The following is a 17,241-nucleotide window of genomic DNA, read 5'->3' as shown; positions in this document are numbered from 1 at the left end:
ACCAATTACATGCCAGACTTGCTGCCTGCCCCATCAGGGCACTATTGTTAAACATTAGACGCGGCATTATAACCTATAAAACCGTAGAGTCGAGCAATCCGCTGAAATAAATGAGATATAAGGTAACAATAATATATTTAAGGAAAAAATAGAGAAAAATAAGAGTGAGGAGATGGTCGGCGATGCAGGATTTGAACCTGCGACCCCTTGGACCCAAACCAAGTGCGCTACCAAGCTGCGCTAATCGCCGAAACATTTTTTGAGTGTAGATGGGGCGACTGATGGGGCTCGAACCCACGACAACCGGAATCACAATCCAGGGCTCTACCAACTGAGCTACAGCCGCCACTACATGTGGACTTTATTTAAATGGCGCACCCGGAAGGATTCGAACCTTCGACCCACGGCTTAGAAGGCCGTTGCTCTATCCAGCTGAGCTACGGGCGCAACACAAACAACACTTGTGTGCTATCCACCCACATCTTCTAGGAAGAAGTGGTCGGCGATGCAGGATTTGAACCTGCGACCCCTTGGACCCAAACCAAGTGCGCTACCAAGCTGCGCTAATCGCCGATTTTGTTACTTACTCAGAATGTTTTTATTTAACACCCCTCGTTGGCAACGGGGTGCATATTAGAGATTTGAGTTGTTGAGGTCAAACATTTTTTTTAAAAATTATTTCAACTGCCTATTTTTACCACAAAAGGGTTAAAAATCAGCTGAAACAATCAAATTTTACTCAACTTATTCCGCGTCTCTTAACTTTGCTCAATGTTTATCGTGGGATCTAGCTTGGCTAATCAGTTCAATTTTGCGAAAATATAGGCAGTACAGTTGTAATCCTTACACATACCCTATTTTTATTGTGAAGGAATACATACTGCCATATTTAAATAGAGTGACCCCTTTTTAACTCTATAATCGTTCAAGTAACTAACCCTTATATATAAAGGTCACCCATGACGGCAAACATCATAGATGGCAAAGCAATTGCGAAACAGGTTCGCAGTACAGTCGCAAAACGTGTAGAGCAGCGAGTAGCTGAAGGACTAAGGGCCCCAGGATTGGCTGTGGTACTTGTCGGGCAAGATCCTGCCAGTCAAGTTTATGTTGGCTCAAAGCGTAAAGCCTGTGAAGAAGTAGGCTTTGTTTCTAAGTCATACGATTTACCCAATGATACGAGTGAAGAACAGTTACTCGAGCTGGTAGACAACCTAAATGTTGATCCAGAAGTTGATGGTATCTTGGTACAACTCCCTTTACCTGAGGGTTTGGATGCCGAGAAAATTCTAGAGCGTATTCACCCAAGCAAAGACGTTGACGGTTTCCACCCGTATAACGTTGGTAGACTGGCGCAAAGAATGCCTGCACTGAGGCCTTGTACACCAAAAGGCATTATCACCCTGCTCGATTCGACGGGTGTACGATATAAAGGCATGCATGCTGTCGTTGTCGGTGCTTCTAATATTGTCGGCAGACCTATGTCTTTAGAATTACTGCTAGCGGGCTGCACCACCACGGTATGTCACAAATTTACGCAAGATTTGGAAGCCCATGTTCGTCGTGCAGACCTGTTGGTTGTTGCCGTTGGTAAACCTGAGTTTATTCCAGGTGACTGGGTGAAAGAAGGTGCCATTGTTATTGATGTAGGTATCAACAGACTGGAATCTGGAAAACTGGTTGGTGATGTGCAATATGATAAAGCGGAACAAAAAGCGAGCTTTATCACACCGGTACCTGGAGGCGTTGGCCCGATGACCGTTGCCAGCTTAATTGAAAACACACTAGAAGCGTGTGAAAACAGCAAACGCTAGTAACGTGTCAGGAGCACTTTAATAGTGCTCCAATTTATTGGACTGTTTTTCTGCTTCTTCCGTTGATTTTAACTCTTTCGCCATCATCGACTCTAACATCTCCATTTGTTTGTCAAAGTCCTCTTTACTGATTTCTCCATTCTCTAATCGACTTAAAAGCTCATCCATTTTAGCTCTGATCTCTTTAACTTTTTCCTCGTTTACGCCAAGACGGTTAAACATCAACGTTTGTTGTACCTGAGATAAAAAACTCTGGTTCTGACTAGATGTCGATAAGTCCTTTTGCCTCAAAGACTGCGATAATTGTGAAACAGGGTTTTGATTGTTTAATTCATTAGCAAACGTTTCACCACTTTGCGTTTTATCGGCGCCAGTGCGTGATGATGAGTAGGTAGATTGAGGGGTCGCGTTGGTTTTATGCAATAGCATTTTATACTCCTTTTAAAAGGCACGCCTTTGCCGTTTAATGATTACCTCAAAAGTTAAGCAAACTGCATGCCTTGTCACCAAAAAAGGCGGGATGTGAAGTACCAAATAGCTATTTACATGTCGACTTGATGATCTTCTCTTGACGCTTAAGCGCTTGTTGGTCGTTATTAGTTAGTGCAACTGCATGATCAACTTTAGCATTTTTACATTTGTCGCTTAATTCTTTGTTCATAAGATAGACTTTATCTTTCTGTGACTGGACCACACCTTCAACGCCAACGTACTCTGTTCTGTCTTGAGGCTCTGCCTCCTTGTCGTACGATGCGCCTTCATTTACTTTACATCCAGCCAATACAAATGCCGCACAAGCGGTAACCAAAGCTAATTTCATATTGCGATACTTCCATTACAACGTTAAAAACTTAAAGGTACCACAGCAATAAAAGTCAATAAAACCATATTATTATGTAGAACTGGTAGAACAGCAGAGCAGCGTCAAAATAACAATGACGCTTAGCAAAAGCTCTTTAAGTCGGTACTGCTGCAATACATTCAACCTCTACACGCGCTCCCAAAGCAAGTCCGTTCGTAGAAAAAGCGCTTCTTGCAGGGTAAGGGCGACTAAAAAACTTGGTATAGACTTTATTAAATTCAGGCCACTCTTTTATGTCTGCCAACATAATGGTGCATTTAAATATATCTTTCATACTCAAGCCATGTGCATTCAAGCTCGCGCGTATGTTTTCCATAGTTTGCTTGCTTTCAGGCCCAATTCCCCCTTCTACCAATTTAGTAGTGCCAGGCTGAATCCCTATTTGACCAGAGAGGTACACTTTATCATTAACTTTTACCGCTTCTGAAAACGGTAAATTATGTCCTGCGGGTAACACGGCATAAGAATTCAGAAACTCTATCCCCTTTGTCGCTTTTGGCTTAGCGACCGACGAACCCGTGCTCAAAGTTAATAAAATGACCGCAATAGCATATTTCTTCATAACGATTCCTTTTACGTAGTATTTATTTTCTCAAAATACCATTGTTTAGATAAAAACCAAATCTCGACACTCAGACCCTACTGTAACTTGATTAAGTTTCATATATCACCACTATCAGCTTTATTTCTCAGCTAACCAACTGATGGACATATTGACACACTAAATGCATGCTCTGGCGACTCAAACCATGCGAAATATGCCATAACTAACTCACCTAATCGGCGATAAAAAACGCAACCAATCGTGCCAATATACTTTTTGGGGAAGTGTTCTATTTTGGGAAGTAAAAAGAGAGTCGAAGAATAATCAAGAGAGAGTAGTAACAAGAAGCAATTTATTGCTTCTTGTTACCTGTAGATAATCGATTAAGCTTTGCGCCAAGTCGTTTTACCAGCACTGTCTTCAAGCACAACGCCCATAGCAGTTAACGCATCACGTGCTTCATCAGCAGCAGCCCAATCTTTGTTGGCTCGCGCTGTTTTGCGCTGTTCAATCAAAGCCTCTATTTTTGCCACTTCATCGTCATCTTGTTCGCCTTGCAGGAAGCTTTCTGGAGATTGCTGTGCGATACCCAGTACTTCTGCTAACTTAACCAGAATATAAGCATGTTTACCTGCAGCTTGCGGATCTGACTCTTTTAACAAGTTAACTTCTTTTGCAAGTTCATAAATAACAGGCAGCGCTTCTGGCGTATTAAAGTCATCATTCATCGCATTTTCAAAACGCTCAACAAATGCATTGCCTTTTAGCTCAACCTCAACCAATTCAACCCCACGGAGCGCGGTATAAATACGCTCAAGTGAAGAGCGTGCTTGATCTAGGTTTTCTTGTGAGTAGTTCAATTGGCTGCGATAGTGGCCATTGATTAAGAAATAGCGCACTGTTTCACGGTCATAAGCTTTTAGTACTTCACGCACAGTAAAGAAATTACCTAACGACTTAGACATTTTTTCTTTGTTTACTTGAACCATGCCTGTATGGATCCAAGTGTTCACATAGCAGCCGTTGTTTGCACAGCAAGATTGCGCAATTTCATTCTCATGGTGCGGAAACTGTAAGTCAGAGCCACCACCATGGATATCAAAAAGATCACCTAAGTGTTTTGAACTCATTGCGCTACATTCAATGTGCCAACCGGGTCTGCCCTCTCCCCAAGGTGAAGTCCACGAAGGTTCACCGGCTTTCGCTTTTTTCCAAAGTACAAAGTCAAGCGGGTCGTCTTTACCTTCTGCAACTTCAACGCGAGCGCCAGCCTGTAGCATATCTAAGTCTTGCTGTGATAGTTGGCCGTAGTCCTTAAATGTAGAAACGTCGAATAAAACGTCTCCACTGTCACCTACGTATGCATGGCCTTTCGTAACTAACCGTTCGATCATCTCAATGATTTCGTCCATGTGCCCAGTTACCGTTGGCTCGATATCAGCTGGTAAGATATTAAGGGCTTCGAAATCTTCATGCATTGCCTTGGTCATACGAACAGTCAAGTCATTGATCTCTTCGTTGTTTTCAGAGGCTCTTTTGATGATTTTATCGTCAACATCAGTAATGTTACGCACGTAAGTTACGTCATAACCTAAATGACGAAAATAGCGGTTGATCACATCAAAAGACACGTATGTGCGAGCATGGCCTACATGGCAGAAATCGTAGATTGTAATACCACACACATACATGCCGACTTTACCTTCAACGAGAGGCTTAAATGGTGATTTTTGACGTGTCAGTGTGTCGTAAATCTGCAACATGTAGTTATTTTCCTAATAAGTTGTGTTTAAAGCTTGGGCATAATAACACTTGCTCAGGCTTGCCTCTACTGTAAAAAATACTAATTTTACCCCGTCTGGGTAACAAACTTTACACAGTAAAAGTGTCAAAGTAATTTCAACACTTTGTAGTTCTGCAGTTGTACTATAAAATAGCGTTTTAATCTTTTTATTGTAATTCAAGGACCCATTATGGTTGTTTTACAAACAAACTTCGGCGAAATCAAAATCGCATTATTTGAAAAAGAAGCGCCAGCAACTGTCGCAAACTTCAAGAAATATGTTGAAAATGGTTTCTACACTGGCACTATTTTTCACCGCGTAATTGATGGCTTTATGATTCAGGGCGGCGGTTTTGAGCCGGGCATGAGCCAAAAAGAAGTTGATGCACCGATTCAAAACGAAGCAAACAACGGTCTTGCAAACAAAGTTGGTACGTTAGCAATGGCGCGTACGCCAGATCCTCATTCTGCAACAGCGCAATTCTTTATCAACGTGAACGACAATGACTTCCTTAACTTTTCTAGTGAAACGTCTCAAGGTTGGGGATACTGTGTATTCGCTGAAGTTGTTGAAGGCATGGATGTTGTGAACAAGATCAAAGGTGTTGCAACAGGCTCATCAGGTTTCCACCAAGATGTACCTCTAGACGATGTAATCATCGAGAGTGCTGTTATCACAGATTAATCCACGGATTACATATGAGCGCTACGGCGCTCTTATTCTAACAAGAGATCCCATGCGCAAAACCTATTTTATTTCAGATCTGCACTTAACAGAGCATCGTCCCGATATTACCAACGCCTTTTACTTATTTCTCGATAACTGTATCAATTCCGATGTTGATGCACTCTATATACTTGGTGACTTTTTTGAAGTCTGGATTGGTGATGATGAAGGCGATCCACTGGCATTGGACATTGCGCAAAGGCTGAAAAAAATCAGTGAGCATGGCACGGACCTATTTTTTATTCATGGCAACAGAGACTTTTTAATTGGACAAAAATATGCTGACTTGTGCGGCATGACGATTTTATCTGAGCAGACCGTCATTAACCTTTACGGGACACCAACAGTGATACTCCACGGTGATGAAATGTGTACGCAAGATATTGAATATCAAAAGTTTCGTAAAAAAAGTAGAGGCTGGTGGTGGCCACGACTGATGCTTGCAATGCCGTTATGGTACAGACGCCGTGTCGCGAGAAACGCGCGAGAAAAAAGTAAGATCACGCAAATGGGTAAAGCACCAAGCATATTAGATGTAACGCCCGATGCGGTAAAAGAGATGTTTGATAAGTTCAATGTCACAAATATGATTCATGGCCACACCCACAGGCCACATGTGCACCAACATGAAAACCGGACTCGAACGGTTTTGGGCGATTGGTATAGTCAAAGTTCTTATCTGGTAGTAACTGAACAAGGCCAATCACTTCAGCAGCATGGTTACAGCGAGCACAACTAACCACGTTGTCTGCTCACTGTCTTATGCCTAAGCGCCTTTAAAACTGCTTAAATAAGCCAACGGCAACGCAACAAACTTATAATAACTCCAGTGCACTGGCTTTTTTCGCGACGCAGGGTGCGTGAGCAATTGCGCTGCAAATTCAAATGAACGATGCTGGATGTGACGCTTTGCTAAATCACATATATGTGCACCTACATACTTTAAGACCATAGGTTTTAAGTTTTCAGCCACACGCCCTTCTTTAATATCTATCAATAGCCGCTCTGCGAAGGGACACAATTGCTGTGGGGGTGCCTTGTCACATGCACTGTTTTGCGTACCTTGATAATAAAAGCTCTCAATAACGGGGGTATACGCAATACGAGAGTACATCGCGAAGTTAATATAGAAGCTCTGATCTTCCCCCATCCACTCACCGCGAGGAAAACCGCCTAACTCAAAGAAAACCGGCTTACTGACAACAATGCTCGACATCGTGAATGGCAAATCTCCGCTAGCAGCAACAGCAAAATAGTTATCCATTTCGTATCCACAAGCATCCCATTTGGTTAATGCTATTTTGGCATCTTGGAACTCATTGTCGCCATACACTTTCTGGTAACGCGTCGCATACAGCCCCATATTTGGGAATCGGCTAATCAACGCCTCAATCCGTGATAAGAAAAATGGGGTCCACGTATCATCTGCATCTAGGAACGCCATATACTCATTACTACAATGCTGAGCCCCGGTATTTCTAGCAGCTGAAACCCCTTGGTTTTCCTGACTGATCAGCTTTAGGTTTGGCACATTCAACGCTTCTACTTTGGCTACGCTATCATCTGTTGAACCGTCATCAACAATGATAATTTCATCCGCTGGGTAGCTCTGTTCAAGCACACTTTTGATGGTACGCTCAATACACTCACTCTTATTGTAAAGAGGGATTACGACTGAAAATTTGATGCTGTTCATATTCATTACTCCAATTCTTCATTGATAACGCGATAGCTTGCTCCACTGGTAAAGTTGGAGAAATACACTGCCCAGCCACCAGCTTGTTAATGGTCTTAATTACGCTTTCTGGCTCGTATTCATTTGCGTCAAATTGATAATCTGGTGCCATGCCAATCTGTTTCGACCACTGCTTGCATTTGCTGTGGTATTGCAGGCTCACAAAGGGGGTATTCATCATATATGCATATATTGCAGCGTGGAGCCGCATACCCACGACGGCTTTAAACATAGCCATGCTCTGCAGCATACGAAGTGGGTTGATAGTGTAACGAATACGTTTGATTGGCACGTAGCTCGGTAGCTTGCTTATGATTTGATCATGAATGAGGTTATCGCCTAGCACACCATGATCATTGAGTTCCATTAAGTACACATCTTCACGCGTGGTTTCCCAAACTGACGTGATAATCTTAACCGCTTTACGTACACGTGCTCGTTCGTTTAAAGCGTCCGTTTCACCAAAAGCATTTGTTGCTTGCTGACAGAAGTTAAATGCAACGCCTCTTCTATCAATGTTACGTATGGAATCACCAAAATAATGAAGTAACGAAGGTGCTAAATCAAAAGTCAATGCCACATTTGAACTCGGCGCAATTGACTTGGCTATCTCGTAACTTTGCGCGTCTCTTACACCGATAAAGTGGCATTTATTCAAAAATTTAGCACACTGCCTTTCGTCATTTGCGGTTTTAAATGCTTCAATACCAACCCCAACCGCATAACTAGACTCTCTACCACACAGAGATATCATGTGGCACTTCTGTGCGATATCCTTACTAGAGTGCAATACCGAACCACCACCAAACACGATCTTGTTTGCATCAAATGCACGTTTATAATTAGTAACGCGTTGATGCCCTCTGAACATCATCGGCCCTTGACCTTGCAACTCCAACTGTTTTACAAGGCCATATTGGCGACTTGCATTAACCGCTACATTATTGAAGCTAAATGCTTGCTTAGCACCTTCTACACTTGCAAGCATCAAAGCGTCGTCCCCGCTATTGCGCATGCCGTAATATCCCACTACAAATATGTCGCTCTTGCTTTGCATGATTAGTCCTCAAATCTGAATGTCTGAGTAACTAATTGCAGGCAGTATGCCAAGAAAAAACAAAAATTAAACACCTGATATAAAAGGATTTTTTTAAATTTATAAATACCGGTGTGCAGATTGAAAACTGAATTTTTGCATTTCGAAAATTATAGGTAGGGAGTTTTGTAAAATAAAAAAGTCGGCGCTGTAGGCACCGACCCTTTGAAAACCTTGCTTTTAATAAGCGCCTTTGGCACCCAGTACGCACGGTACCGTTTTGAGTAAGATTTTTACATCACTTATGATGCTTTGCTCTTGAATATACTGTTCGTCCAATTGTACTTGTTGCTCAAAGGTGGTGTCGGCGCGGCCCGTTACCTGCCATAGGCCCGTCAACCCCTGCTCACTATTGAGACGCGAAAGCTGACATGGTTCATACTGGGCAACTTCCATCTCTAATGCAGGTCTTGGGCCGATGAGTAACATGTCTCCTTTGACAACATTTAAAAGTTGAGGTAGCTCGTCAATTGAATATTTGCGAATAAAACGACCAATACAAGTAATACGAGGGTCATGAATATACTTTTGACATACCCCTTCTCTCGAGCTGTCTTTTTGCTCAGGTGCTTTGAAACGCGGATCATCCTGCATGTACATTGAACGGAACTTGTACATGGTAAAACGACGACCATATTTGCCCACGCGGACTTGTTTGAAAACACACGGACCTTTACTTTCCAATTTAATTGCGAGCATTAACAGGGCTAATAAAGGGCTAATCGCGAGTAAGCCAAGTGTTGCGACTGCACGCTGCAACCATACTGGAATACCGTGGTGAACACCATCTACACTCACCTTGCGTGCAGCTTTGATTGAACGTACTGTGGCTGAAGCTGAAATTTTGTTTGTAATTTCCATGATTAAAGCCCTCTGATAGATTGTTTTAAAACATAAACTCGGAATAAGAAAACTGGATTACCAATAACGTAGCGGCTGAATTTGGCTTTTGGTTCTTGCATAAGACGCCAGATCCACTCAAGCCCTAATTCACGCATCCACAGTGGCGCTCTTGGAATTGAGCCTGAAAAGAAATCTAATAAGCCACCTACTGCAAGTGCGCATCGGCAGTTCAAACGGTGCCTGTTTTTAGCCAGCCACACCTCTTGGCGAGGAGAACCTAAGGCAACTAGCAAAATGGTTGCACCGCTGTTGTTGATTTTTTCAATAATGTCGTTGTCGTCTTTAAAGTAGCCATGATGAGTTCCGCGTATATCCAAACCCGGGAACTGGGTTTCTAATGCATCACCGGCTTTTTGCGCGATGTCGTCTTTAGCACCAAGTAAGAAAAAGGAACCGCCAGTCTCTACCGCTTTACGGCACAAAACCGGGAGCATGTCAGTACCATTGATGTTATCGGCTAAATTAATCCCAGCGTGGCGAGCCGCAAGGCGCATACCGGACCCATCTACAAAATTCTTGTTGCTTTGCGTTAATACAGCTCTCAGCTCTTGTTGTTTTGCTGCCAGATTTATTGAATTCGCATTTAAAAAGTAACCGACCTGGCAATAATTCGCTTCAGTATGGGATGCACACACCCAATTCACCGCGTCTTCCATATTGGCGTTGTCGAATGGGATCCCAAACACAGCAGATTGCGCCGTTTTTTCCCCGCCATCTTTATAAACGCAGCGGCAAAATAGAATTTTTAAGACCATCGCTAAATCTTTCACCGCACCTTGTTCGTTTTGCGACGCCAGTAAACTCGGGATATCGCCTGCAACTAACCCTGTCAGGCTATGGAGTTGCAAACAATCAAACACACCCGCTTTGGCGCAGGGCGATTTAAATCTGCGTACGTTGGGAACGGTTGTTTCTCCCCATATAATCGGCGTACCAACAAAATGGATGTCACCCGCCGTGATATTAAAAAGCATGGCACTGCTTTTAAAAACGCCAGCCTGCCAAACATACAGCTCAACAACCTCACCCCCGATGTCTAACCACTTCTGCTTTTTTAAGGGAGCGCGAAACGTCGCAATGCTCAACACTGCGTTGAAAATAAACAGTGGTAACATGACGCTGGTAAGTGCAGCAGCACATGTAACTCTCAGGACTCGGCGAAGCAGATTTTGCTCCGACGATTTGCTAGTTTGTTGTGTGGTTTTGTTGTGCAACATAATTCAGCCTCAAATGTTTTATCTGAGGTAGAAATTGCGAGGAGTGTGCCAATCTATAAAAAAAAATTAAGACTATGTTTTTTATGTAAAAAATGCTAACAAAGATCTGGGGTGATTATATTATTTTCTTATTTTGCAAACTAAATCGAAAAGCTTTTTTAAAATAAGAATACGATGAACACTGTCGTTAACTGCGATTATTATCGCGTTGTTTACTTAGAAAACTCGGGGTATATCTGTACCACTCGATTGAATAATTTTGGGAGCTTATGCTGCACCACTTGTAATTTTTTTTCTTGCTGGTCCAGATCATTTAAATCGCATTTGAGTAAAATTTTACTCACTTTAAATATTATTTTATGCACTATTTTATCTGACCAACTGTTCTTCAGTGGACCGAAGTTAAAATGTCTTATGTAATCGTTCATCTCTTTGGCATAAGTATTGTTCCACTTTGGTGAGATTAACTGAAAACCCTCCCAAGATTTTGCAAAATGAGCCACATGGCCATTTTCACCCCACCCTATCCCTTCTGACTCCACAACAGGCGTGCAAATCGAAGCCAATAGATCGTTAATCCAATTCAATGCTGCTTCTGAGCGCTGCATTAGCATAACACCCGAGTTGATTTCCCCGCTGTAGCCATGCGCCATATACAAGTACTTGTCATCCTTCAGAAGTTGTTCAACGGGTGGACATGTCGGTTGAATGAGCGCATCAGCGTCAACAAACAGAACCTTATTAAAACCGGCTTCTAGTGCAGCTTTTAACAATAAAAGTTTTAGCCAGCAACACTCCACTCCCAGTGAGGTAAACACAGGTCGTGAAACCACAACATATTGGTAATTCATTTTTTTGGCATATTGCTTGTGACTTTTTATACAATGACTATAACGCCATTGGTAGCCGTTTAATGCCACACTAAAAACTAATGTGGTCGTTGTTCTTTTTGTCATTACGCATCCTCTAAAAAAATACTGCTATTTATTAATAAAGCAAAAGAACTGCATTTTGCCCAAAAAGTAATTTTCTCAATTTTAAAAATGAGAAATTAATCGCTTACGATATTGCGAAAAAATGGCTGTAAAACCTTCTAATAAAATCATAACCAACTGTTAAATATAACAATTCAAGTTTGGCACAGTTACTGCTCAATGAGTTACATCATCAACCGAATATAAGGTTCTTATCATGAACTATTTAACTAAGATGTGCTTGGGCGCCGCATTGTGCGCAACCGCAACGCCAGCACTGGCGGTGCAATTAGTAGATGGGCAGTATGTTTGGCAATTTCAATCTGGAGAAGCTTGGCCCACTGGCTACAACCAAAATACTGGTAAGCCAGACAGTATGATATATGCTCGCGACCAGTACAGTAGCGACTTCTTCCAACGTATCAGCAACGCACTCCCGGAAGCTAAAGTGAACGAAGCTTTCATCACTGGTGACGAAGGCTCGACCATTCACCTAAACGAAGAGGCTGAAGTATTTATCACGTTTATTCACGAAGGTGCTGGATACAAAAACTCGTTTGGCTACTTTACTTTTGATCCAGAAAATCCACCCACTACACCAGAAGAAGTGCAAGAAACCATCGTGTTTCCTAATTTGAGTTATCCTCACTTAACAAATGGTCATAGAGTCAGCATTGGTACCTTCCCTGCTGGGACCAGCATTGGCTTTTTCGTTGCAGCCAACGGGTTCTGGTACTATACAGGCGTCAAGAACTGGCAAATCCCATATTATTATTCAATCTCTTCTTTAAACCCAGAACCGACAGCAGAATTAAGACAACACTGCGTACTGCTTTATGATGAACAAGAACAAGAAGTGGTCATTGGCTTTGAAGACTTACCACGTACTTGGGGTGATAATGACTTCAACGATGCCGTGTTCAGTGTGACAGCAAGCCCGGGCTCCGCTATCTCTTCAACCAACTTAGTGACTATGCCTGAGGCCAACGACAGTGACGCAGATGGGATCCCTGACGAGCAAGACGAGTTCCCAAACAATTACCGTCGCTCTCATAGCCAGTACTTTCCTTCAGAAACGGGCGTGTCGACACTCGCTTATGAAGATAACTGGCCACAACGCGGTGACTACGACATGAATGATCTCGTTGTTAAGCAACGCATTCAAACGACCTTGGACGCCAATAATCTTGTCAGTGGGTTTATTTTACATGGCTGGATAACCGCACGCGGCGCTGCTTTTGAAAATGGGTATGGGTTACGCATAATGGGTTCAACACCCGATTTGATCGAAAGCGCCAGTATTACCATTGATGGGCAAAGCTTTGACAAATCTGTAGAAGCATTTCAAAGCAATGCCGTGTTACAACTGTGGAGCAGTACGCAAGTCTTTACGCAAACAGGTCAGTCAGGACAGTGCTCTCACTTCAACACGGTTAAAACTTGTAATTACTTTGAGCCAGTGCCTTTTACACTCGATGTAACCTTTGCAGAGTCTCAAGCATCTCTAAGTATTGCTGATATGGACTTCTTTATATTCAGAACTGCCGATAGAACGATTGAAGTACATATGGCCGATTACCCTCCGACAGATCTGTTTGACCAAACCCGTTTTGGCAAGGTTGACGACACCTCTGACGCGACCAGTAATCGTTACTTCAGAACGGCTGATAACCTGCCTTGGGCACTCACAGTCAGCGAAGAGTGGAACTACCCGCGTGAGTATATTGACGTCCTGTGGGCCTACCCTGACTATGAAACTTGGGTAGAGTCCAGCGGTGAACAAGCACAAAACTGGTACCTCACCAGCGATCGTGACACACACTACTATGTACCAGAATCTGAGTAATGTTAGGAGACCATCATGAACACACTGCAAAATTTAAAAACAGCTATTAGTATGGCCTTACTGACCACCTTCATTACTGGTTGCGGAGGCGGTGGTGGCGGCGATTCTGCCCCATCAAATACCACAGGCCAAACGACGACACAGCAAGCGACGCCTGCGGACACAACAAGTCAGACACAGACAACGAGTGACAGTGCAGCTACTAGCGACTCTAATAGCGATGCCGCAATGCCTGAACTCAACTATGAACCGGAAGCTGAACTGCTACAAACCACAGCGACAGACTCCACTGACTTATATGTAGAACCAGACTTCAAGTTTAGAACCAGCGACGATATTTCGCTTGAGCTTGATGGGCAAGATGTCTTTGGTGAGTCTTTAGCAGGAAGAGCAATTAAGGTTTACTCATTCAGTATGGAGGTGCCGTCTGTCGAAGATGAGTTAATGGGCAACAAACAGTTAATCGCTACACTGCGATTTAACGCGGCAGGGCAATTGCAACATACCCTGACAGTCCCTCAGACTACACAAACCATGTTGATAAGGGTGGACGGGATGCTAGAGACCAATCAAGTTTTATTCAAACTGGACTCAAGCACCTCAGTCACACATACCTTTAATTAATCCCTTCATGCGGTGTGCAGCCGCCCTGCACGCCGCCCTTTAATGACTGTCGAGGCATTCGTATAACACGGCTTTTTTTAAATAATTTCATCCACCTTCCCTCGCAACTTTGGTATCTTTAACTAAGCTATTGGCGGATAAACAGCCAATTTTCGAGTTTTCAACAACATCTTTTAATTTTTAGTAAAAGTCCTTGGAACTCTTACAGTTACACTGCTATATGTTAATAGAAAACAAAAATGAAAAAGGAGCGCAACCATGGAAAAGATGATGGGATTACACATCCTACTAGTAGATGACGAACCGCATATTTTACGTTCTTTGAGCCGTGCACTGCGCTCTGATCAATATACCATTCGCACCGCTGAAAGTGGCCAAGATGCCTTAGATGTATTAGCCAATGAACCAATTGACGTAGTTGTAACCGACAAAAACATGCCTGGCATGACAGGCAATGAACTCCTCGCCATCATCGCGGAAGACTACCCTGACACCATTCGTATCATGTTGACAGCCTTTACTGAACAGGCGGCACTTATCGATGCAATAAACCAAGGTAAAGTGTGGGGTTACTTGCAAAAACCATGGGAAAACGACAATTTGCGCATTACGATAGAGCAAGCATTGCAAACAAAAATGCTCATTGCTGAACGCAACATGCTGCGTGCCAGCCTCAAAAGATATAAACGAGAGCATCGCTCTCAATTTCAACGTTTTATCGGTAGCTCATTGGCCATGCAGGTCGTCTACAAAGCCATAGATAAAGCCGCCCCGAGTCGTGCAAATGTGTTTATAACAGGCCCCAGCGGTACAGGTAAAGAACTCGCGGCAGAAGCCATTCACAATTTGAGCCCTCGTAACGAACAAGCTCTGATTTGTATAAACTGTGCAGCCATTCCATCAGAATTAATGGAGTCAGAAATATTTGGCCACGTTAAGGGCGCTTTCTCTGGTGCTACCAACAATAGAGATGGCGCAGCGACGCTCGCTGATGGCGGCACATTATTTTTAGATGAAATCGGCGAAATGGACATGGCATTACAGGCCAAAATCCTACGATTCATACAAACAGGGACCTTTCAACGTGTAGGTAGTGGCAAGACAGAGCGCGTTGATGTTCGATTTGTTTGCGCTACAAACCGCAACCCACTCGATGCTATTGAGCAACAGTTACTGAGAGAAGATTTATTTTACCGCCTTAATGTGATCGCCATAGATATGCCAGCGCTGGCAGAAAGAGATCAAGATCCCTTACAAATCGCTCTGTATTACTTGAATAAGTACAGTGAGCTAGAAAATAAACTCTTCGTTGGCTTTTCCAAACGTGCCGAGCAACTCATATTGAATTACGCTTGGCCGGGTAACGTTAGACAGCTCGAAAACCTCATACACAGTGCCGTTGTAATGTCTGATGGTCCAATGGTGAGTGAAGAGACATTAATGCAACAATTACATCTAAAACCCGATGAGGCATTATTCACACCTAAAGACAAACCTCAATCGGCGCCTATTATGCCCCGACCTTCGATAACTTCCTCAGATACAACACAGCAAAACGGTACGTTAAACATTGTGCCTCTTTCTGAGGTAGAGCGATTTGCCATTGAGCAAGCATTACAAGTGTGTGAGGATAATGTGGTAAAAGCAGCAGGTTTACTCGAAGTTAGTCCCTCCACTTTGTACCGAAAAATCCAGAAATGGGAACCTTCTTAAACCTTTGCAAATCGATAATTTACCGCTTTGCAATCTGCAACTCCGTCAAAATGAAAAATAAGGTTTAAAATAAAAACCTTAAAATACAACAAGTTAAAAAGTTTGTGTTTTGGCCTGATTATTGATTAGTAAAACTATCACTTAATCAGAGGCGAAAACTATGCAGGCAAGCAAATACTCTATCACCCTTCTTCTAAGAAACACCTCTTGGCTAGTTGGTGCTGAAGTAATTGCAAAGGCATCTCGCCTAGTAAGCATTATGGCAATGGCTGCTTTCTTACTGCCAGTAGAGTACGGCGCAGCAATGCTGGCTTTAAGTATTCACGAAGTCCTGCGCCTGTTACTTCGCTCCGGTACAGGCGCCCAAATCATCCGGGCGACCGAGAAAGAATTACCGTCACTATTATCCAACGGCTTGTGTGTCCAGTGGGTTATTTGTATTAGCCTGTTCCTTGTGCAAGTTATGGTGGCGTATTGTACCGAATGGCTATTTCCAGAGCACGACATCTTCACGCTTGTGGCTTTGATGGCGTTTACTTACTTAGTCTTCCCCATTGTTAGTACCAAAGCATTTCTTGTGCAACGCGAAAACCGCATGGCCTTGTTCAGTGTGATTAGCAGTGTGTGTATCATCTTAGAAAACTTCGCAATTGCTGTCGCGTTATACCTAGATGCAGGACTACTGGCTATCGTCTACGCGAAATGGGCTTTTGCCATACTGTGGTTAGTGGCATTTTTAGTGGTCAAAACGCAACCCCATCGCATTGGGTTCGATCGCCCTATATTTGTCAACCTGTTAATGACATCAAGTCAACTCGCTGCTGCTGATGCACTTCGTTCACTTCGCATCAACATGGACGTATTCATCGCTGCGAGGTTGATGACCCCTGAGTTATTTGGCTTGTATAGCTTCGCAAAAAGCGCTGGGATCGGCCTTGCCATGTCTATCAGTCAAGCCTATATCACCGCGCTATATCCATACATCTGCCAGCAAAAACAGGCAAACCCCAACCGTGGCCTGGCGAAAAAAATCGTCCTAGTGACTACGTGCGTATCCCTGATTTTTATCTGTCAATCAACATTAGTGCCTGTGTACGTACCATTTCTATTCTCAGCAGAATGGCAGGCTAGCTTTACCACCACTAGTCTGCTTTGTTTAATCGCAATCACCTCTGTTTGGTCAGATACCTACAGCGCAGTGTTGCGCAGCAAAGGTCTTTTTCGCTTAGAAGCACAACAATGTGGTTATTGCTTACTCGTGTCACTCGTTGGGATATTTTCGATGACCCCACAGACACCAGAAACGTTTGCCCTAGTACTACTTTTATCCAGTGTTTTATGGCTTGTGTTCCCAGCCGTAAACATGTTTATCCAATTTAGAACCATAAAGCCCGCATAAGGAG

Annotated in this window: 16 protein-coding genes and 4 tRNA genes; 7 read left to right on the top strand and 13 right to left on the bottom strand. The window is 43.1% G+C overall.

Annotated elements, in window-relative coordinates; translation table 11 throughout:
• Positions 1-173: 173 nt before the first annotated feature.
• The 4 genes from A7985_RS22110 to A7985_RS22095 all read right to left on the bottom strand — a co-directional run bounded on the left by A7985_RS22110 (position 174) and on the right by A7985_RS22095 (position 573).
• Positions 174-250: transfer RNA gene (locus A7985_RS22110), tRNA-Pro, on the bottom strand.
• A 20-nt stretch (positions 251-270) separates the two neighbouring features.
• Positions 271-346 (bottom strand) — tRNA-His (locus A7985_RS22105).
• A 24-nt stretch (positions 347-370) separates the two neighbouring features.
• A tRNA-Arg gene (locus tag A7985_RS22100) sits at positions 371-447 on the bottom strand.
• Between the two features lie 49 nt (positions 448-496).
• A tRNA-Pro gene (locus A7985_RS22095) sits at positions 497-573 on the bottom strand.
• Positions 574-959: 386 nt separating this feature from the next.
• Between A7985_RS22095 and folD the strand changes: the two genes are divergently transcribed.
• On the top strand, positions 960-1,814 hold the full coding sequence (folD, locus tag A7985_RS22090; RefSeq protein WP_065792609.1) for a bifunctional methylenetetrahydrofolate dehydrogenase/methenyltetrahydrofolate cyclohydrolase FolD: 855 nt from the start codon (positions 960-962) through the stop codon (positions 1,812-1,814).
• 18 nt (positions 1,815-1,832) lie between these two features.
• Here folD and A7985_RS22085 read toward each other — a convergent pair whose 3' ends face one another.
• From A7985_RS22085 to cysS, 4 genes are all read right to left on the bottom strand, one after another.
• Entirely contained in the window at positions 1,833-2,243 is a 411-nt protein-coding gene (locus A7985_RS22085; RefSeq protein ID WP_065792608.1) for a hypothetical protein, read from the bottom strand.
• A 109-nt stretch (positions 2,244-2,352) separates the two neighbouring features.
• Positions 2,353-2,634 (bottom strand): hypothetical protein, encoded by a 282-nt coding sequence (locus A7985_RS22080; RefSeq protein ID WP_065792607.1) that lies wholly within the window; start codon positions 2,632-2,634, stop codon positions 2,353-2,355.
• Positions 2,635-2,770: 136 nt separating this feature from the next.
• Positions 2,771-3,238 (bottom strand): RidA family protein, encoded by a 468-nt coding sequence (locus tag A7985_RS22075; protein WP_065792606.1) that lies wholly within the window; start codon positions 3,236-3,238, stop codon positions 2,771-2,773.
• Positions 3,239-3,603: 365 nt separating this feature from the next.
• Entirely contained in the window at positions 3,604-4,983 is a 1,380-nt protein-coding gene (gene cysS, locus A7985_RS22070) for a cysteine--tRNA ligase (RefSeq protein WP_065792605.1), read from the bottom strand.
• A gap of 210 nt (positions 4,984-5,193) precedes the next feature.
• On the opposite strand from cysS, the gene A7985_RS22065 reads away from it, so the two are divergent.
• Both A7985_RS22065 and A7985_RS22060 read left to right on the top strand, forming a co-directional pair.
• A complete protein-coding gene (locus tag A7985_RS22065; RefSeq protein WP_063372300.1) occupies positions 5,194-5,688 on the top strand; it encodes a peptidylprolyl isomerase in 495 nt (164 codons plus the stop codon).
• Between the two features lie 52 nt (positions 5,689-5,740).
• Positions 5,741-6,469: a UDP-2,3-diacylglucosamine diphosphatase gene (locus tag A7985_RS22060; protein WP_065792604.1), complete on the top strand. Its 729-nt coding sequence runs from the start codon at positions 5,741-5,743 to the stop codon at positions 6,467-6,469.
• A gap of 27 nt (positions 6,470-6,496) precedes the next feature.
• Here the strand turns inward: A7985_RS22060 and A7985_RS22055 are convergent, their stop codons facing one another.
• The 5 genes from A7985_RS22055 to A7985_RS22035 all read right to left on the bottom strand — a co-directional run bounded on the left by A7985_RS22055 (position 6,497) and on the right by A7985_RS22035 (position 11,637).
• Complete coding sequence (locus tag A7985_RS22055; RefSeq protein WP_065792603.1) at positions 6,497-7,426, bottom strand: glycosyltransferase family 2 protein; 930 nt, start codon at positions 7,424-7,426, stop codon at positions 6,497-6,499.
• On the bottom strand, positions 7,383-8,522 hold the full coding sequence (locus tag A7985_RS22050) for a polysaccharide pyruvyl transferase family protein (protein WP_065792602.1): 1,140 nt from the start codon (positions 8,520-8,522) through the stop codon (positions 7,383-7,385). The genes A7985_RS22055 and A7985_RS22050 overlap by 44 nt, the downstream gene beginning before the upstream one ends.
• Positions 8,523-8,741: 219 nt before the next feature.
• The gene (locus A7985_RS22045; RefSeq protein WP_065792601.1) at positions 8,742-9,422 is read right to left on the bottom strand and encodes a sugar transferase; all 681 of its coding nucleotides are present in this window, start codon (positions 9,420-9,422) and stop codon (positions 8,742-8,744) included.
• 2 nt (positions 9,423-9,424) lie between these two features.
• Entirely contained in the window at positions 9,425-10,681 is a 1,257-nt protein-coding gene (locus A7985_RS22040) for a WecB/TagA/CpsF family glycosyltransferase (protein ID WP_065792600.1), read from the bottom strand.
• Positions 10,682-10,893: 212 nt separating this feature from the next.
• Positions 10,894-11,637, bottom strand: a complete 744-nt coding sequence (locus tag A7985_RS22035) for a hypothetical protein (protein ID WP_065792599.1) — start codon at positions 11,635-11,637, stop codon at positions 10,894-10,896.
• Between the two features lie 235 nt (positions 11,638-11,872).
• Between A7985_RS22035 and A7985_RS22030 the strand changes: the two genes are divergently transcribed.
• From A7985_RS22030 to A7985_RS22015, 4 genes are all read left to right on the top strand, one after another.
• Entirely contained in the window at positions 11,873-13,501 is a 1,629-nt protein-coding gene (locus A7985_RS22030) for an LruC domain-containing protein (protein ID WP_065792598.1), read from the top strand.
• 15 nt (positions 13,502-13,516) lie between these two features.
• A complete protein-coding gene (locus A7985_RS22025) occupies positions 13,517-14,125 on the top strand; it encodes a hypothetical protein (protein WP_065792597.1) in 609 nt (202 codons plus the stop codon).
• Between the two features lie 258 nt (positions 14,126-14,383).
• Positions 14,384-15,838, top strand: coding sequence for a sigma-54-dependent transcriptional regulator (locus tag A7985_RS22020; RefSeq protein ID WP_065792596.1), 1,455 nt, complete (start codon positions 14,384-14,386; stop codon positions 15,836-15,838).
• 160 nt (positions 15,839-15,998) lie between these two features.
• Complete coding sequence (locus tag A7985_RS22015) at positions 15,999-17,237, top strand: oligosaccharide flippase family protein (protein WP_065792595.1); 1,239 nt, start codon at positions 15,999-16,001, stop codon at positions 17,235-17,237.
• Positions 17,238-17,241: the final 4 nt, after the last annotated feature.

This window comes from Pseudoalteromonas luteoviolacea (assembly GCF_001696455.1).
Taxonomy (GTDB): Bacteria; Pseudomonadota; Gammaproteobacteria; order Enterobacterales; family Alteromonadaceae; genus Pseudoalteromonas; species Pseudoalteromonas luteoviolacea_C.
The sequence above is the reverse complement of the archived record's forward strand: the minus strand, read 5'-3'. Positions and strand labels throughout refer to the sequence as shown.

What these genes read in the sequence shown, in the direction of transcription:
- A7985_RS22035 (WP_065792599.1), bottom strand. Translation starts at nt 11,637, where the DNA reads ATGACAAAAAGAACAACGACCACATTAGTTTTTAGTGTGGCATTAAAC.
- A7985_RS22045 (WP_065792601.1), bottom strand. Translation starts at nt 9,422, where the DNA reads ATGGAAATTACAAACAAAATTTCAGCTTCAGCCACAGTACGTTCAATC.
- A7985_RS22040 (WP_065792600.1), bottom strand. Translation starts at nt 10,681, where the DNA reads ATGTTGCACAACAAAACCACACAACAAACTAGCAAATCGTCGGAGCAA.
- A7985_RS22065 (WP_063372300.1), top strand. Translation starts at nt 5,194, where the DNA reads ATGGTTGTTTTACAAACAAACTTCGGCGAAATCAAAATCGCATTATTT.
- cysS (WP_065792605.1), bottom strand. Translation starts at nt 4,983, where the DNA reads ATGTTGCAGATTTACGACACACTGACACGTCAAAAATCACCATTTAAG.
- folD (WP_065792609.1), top strand. Translation starts at nt 960, where the DNA reads ATGACGGCAAACATCATAGATGGCAAAGCAATTGCGAAACAGGTTCGC.
- A7985_RS22020 (WP_065792596.1), top strand. Translation starts at nt 14,384, where the DNA reads ATGGAAAAGATGATGGGATTACACATCCTACTAGTAGATGACGAACCG.
- A7985_RS22075 (WP_065792606.1), bottom strand. Translation starts at nt 3,238, where the DNA reads ATGAAGAAATATGCTATTGCGGTCATTTTATTAACTTTGAGCACGGGT.
- A7985_RS22050 (WP_065792602.1), bottom strand. Translation starts at nt 8,522, where the DNA reads ATGCAAAGCAAGAGCGACATATTTGTAGTGGGATATTACGGCATGCGC.
- A7985_RS22085 (WP_065792608.1), bottom strand. Translation starts at nt 2,243, where the DNA reads ATGCTATTGCATAAAACCAACGCGACCCCTCAATCTACCTACTCATCA.
- A7985_RS22080 (WP_065792607.1), bottom strand. Translation starts at nt 2,634, where the DNA reads ATGAAATTAGCTTTGGTTACCGCTTGTGCGGCATTTGTATTGGCTGGA.
- A7985_RS22060 (WP_065792604.1), top strand. Translation starts at nt 5,741, where the DNA reads ATGCGCAAAACCTATTTTATTTCAGATCTGCACTTAACAGAGCATCGT.
- A7985_RS22030 (WP_065792598.1), top strand. Translation starts at nt 11,873, where the DNA reads ATGAACTATTTAACTAAGATGTGCTTGGGCGCCGCATTGTGCGCAACC.
- A7985_RS22055 (WP_065792603.1), bottom strand. Translation starts at nt 7,426, where the DNA reads ATGAACAGCATCAAATTTTCAGTCGTAATCCCTCTTTACAATAAGAGT.
- A7985_RS22025 (WP_065792597.1), top strand. Translation starts at nt 13,517, where the DNA reads ATGAACACACTGCAAAATTTAAAAACAGCTATTAGTATGGCCTTACTG.
- A7985_RS22015 (WP_065792595.1), top strand. Translation starts at nt 15,999, where the DNA reads ATGCAGGCAAGCAAATACTCTATCACCCTTCTTCTAAGAAACACCTCT.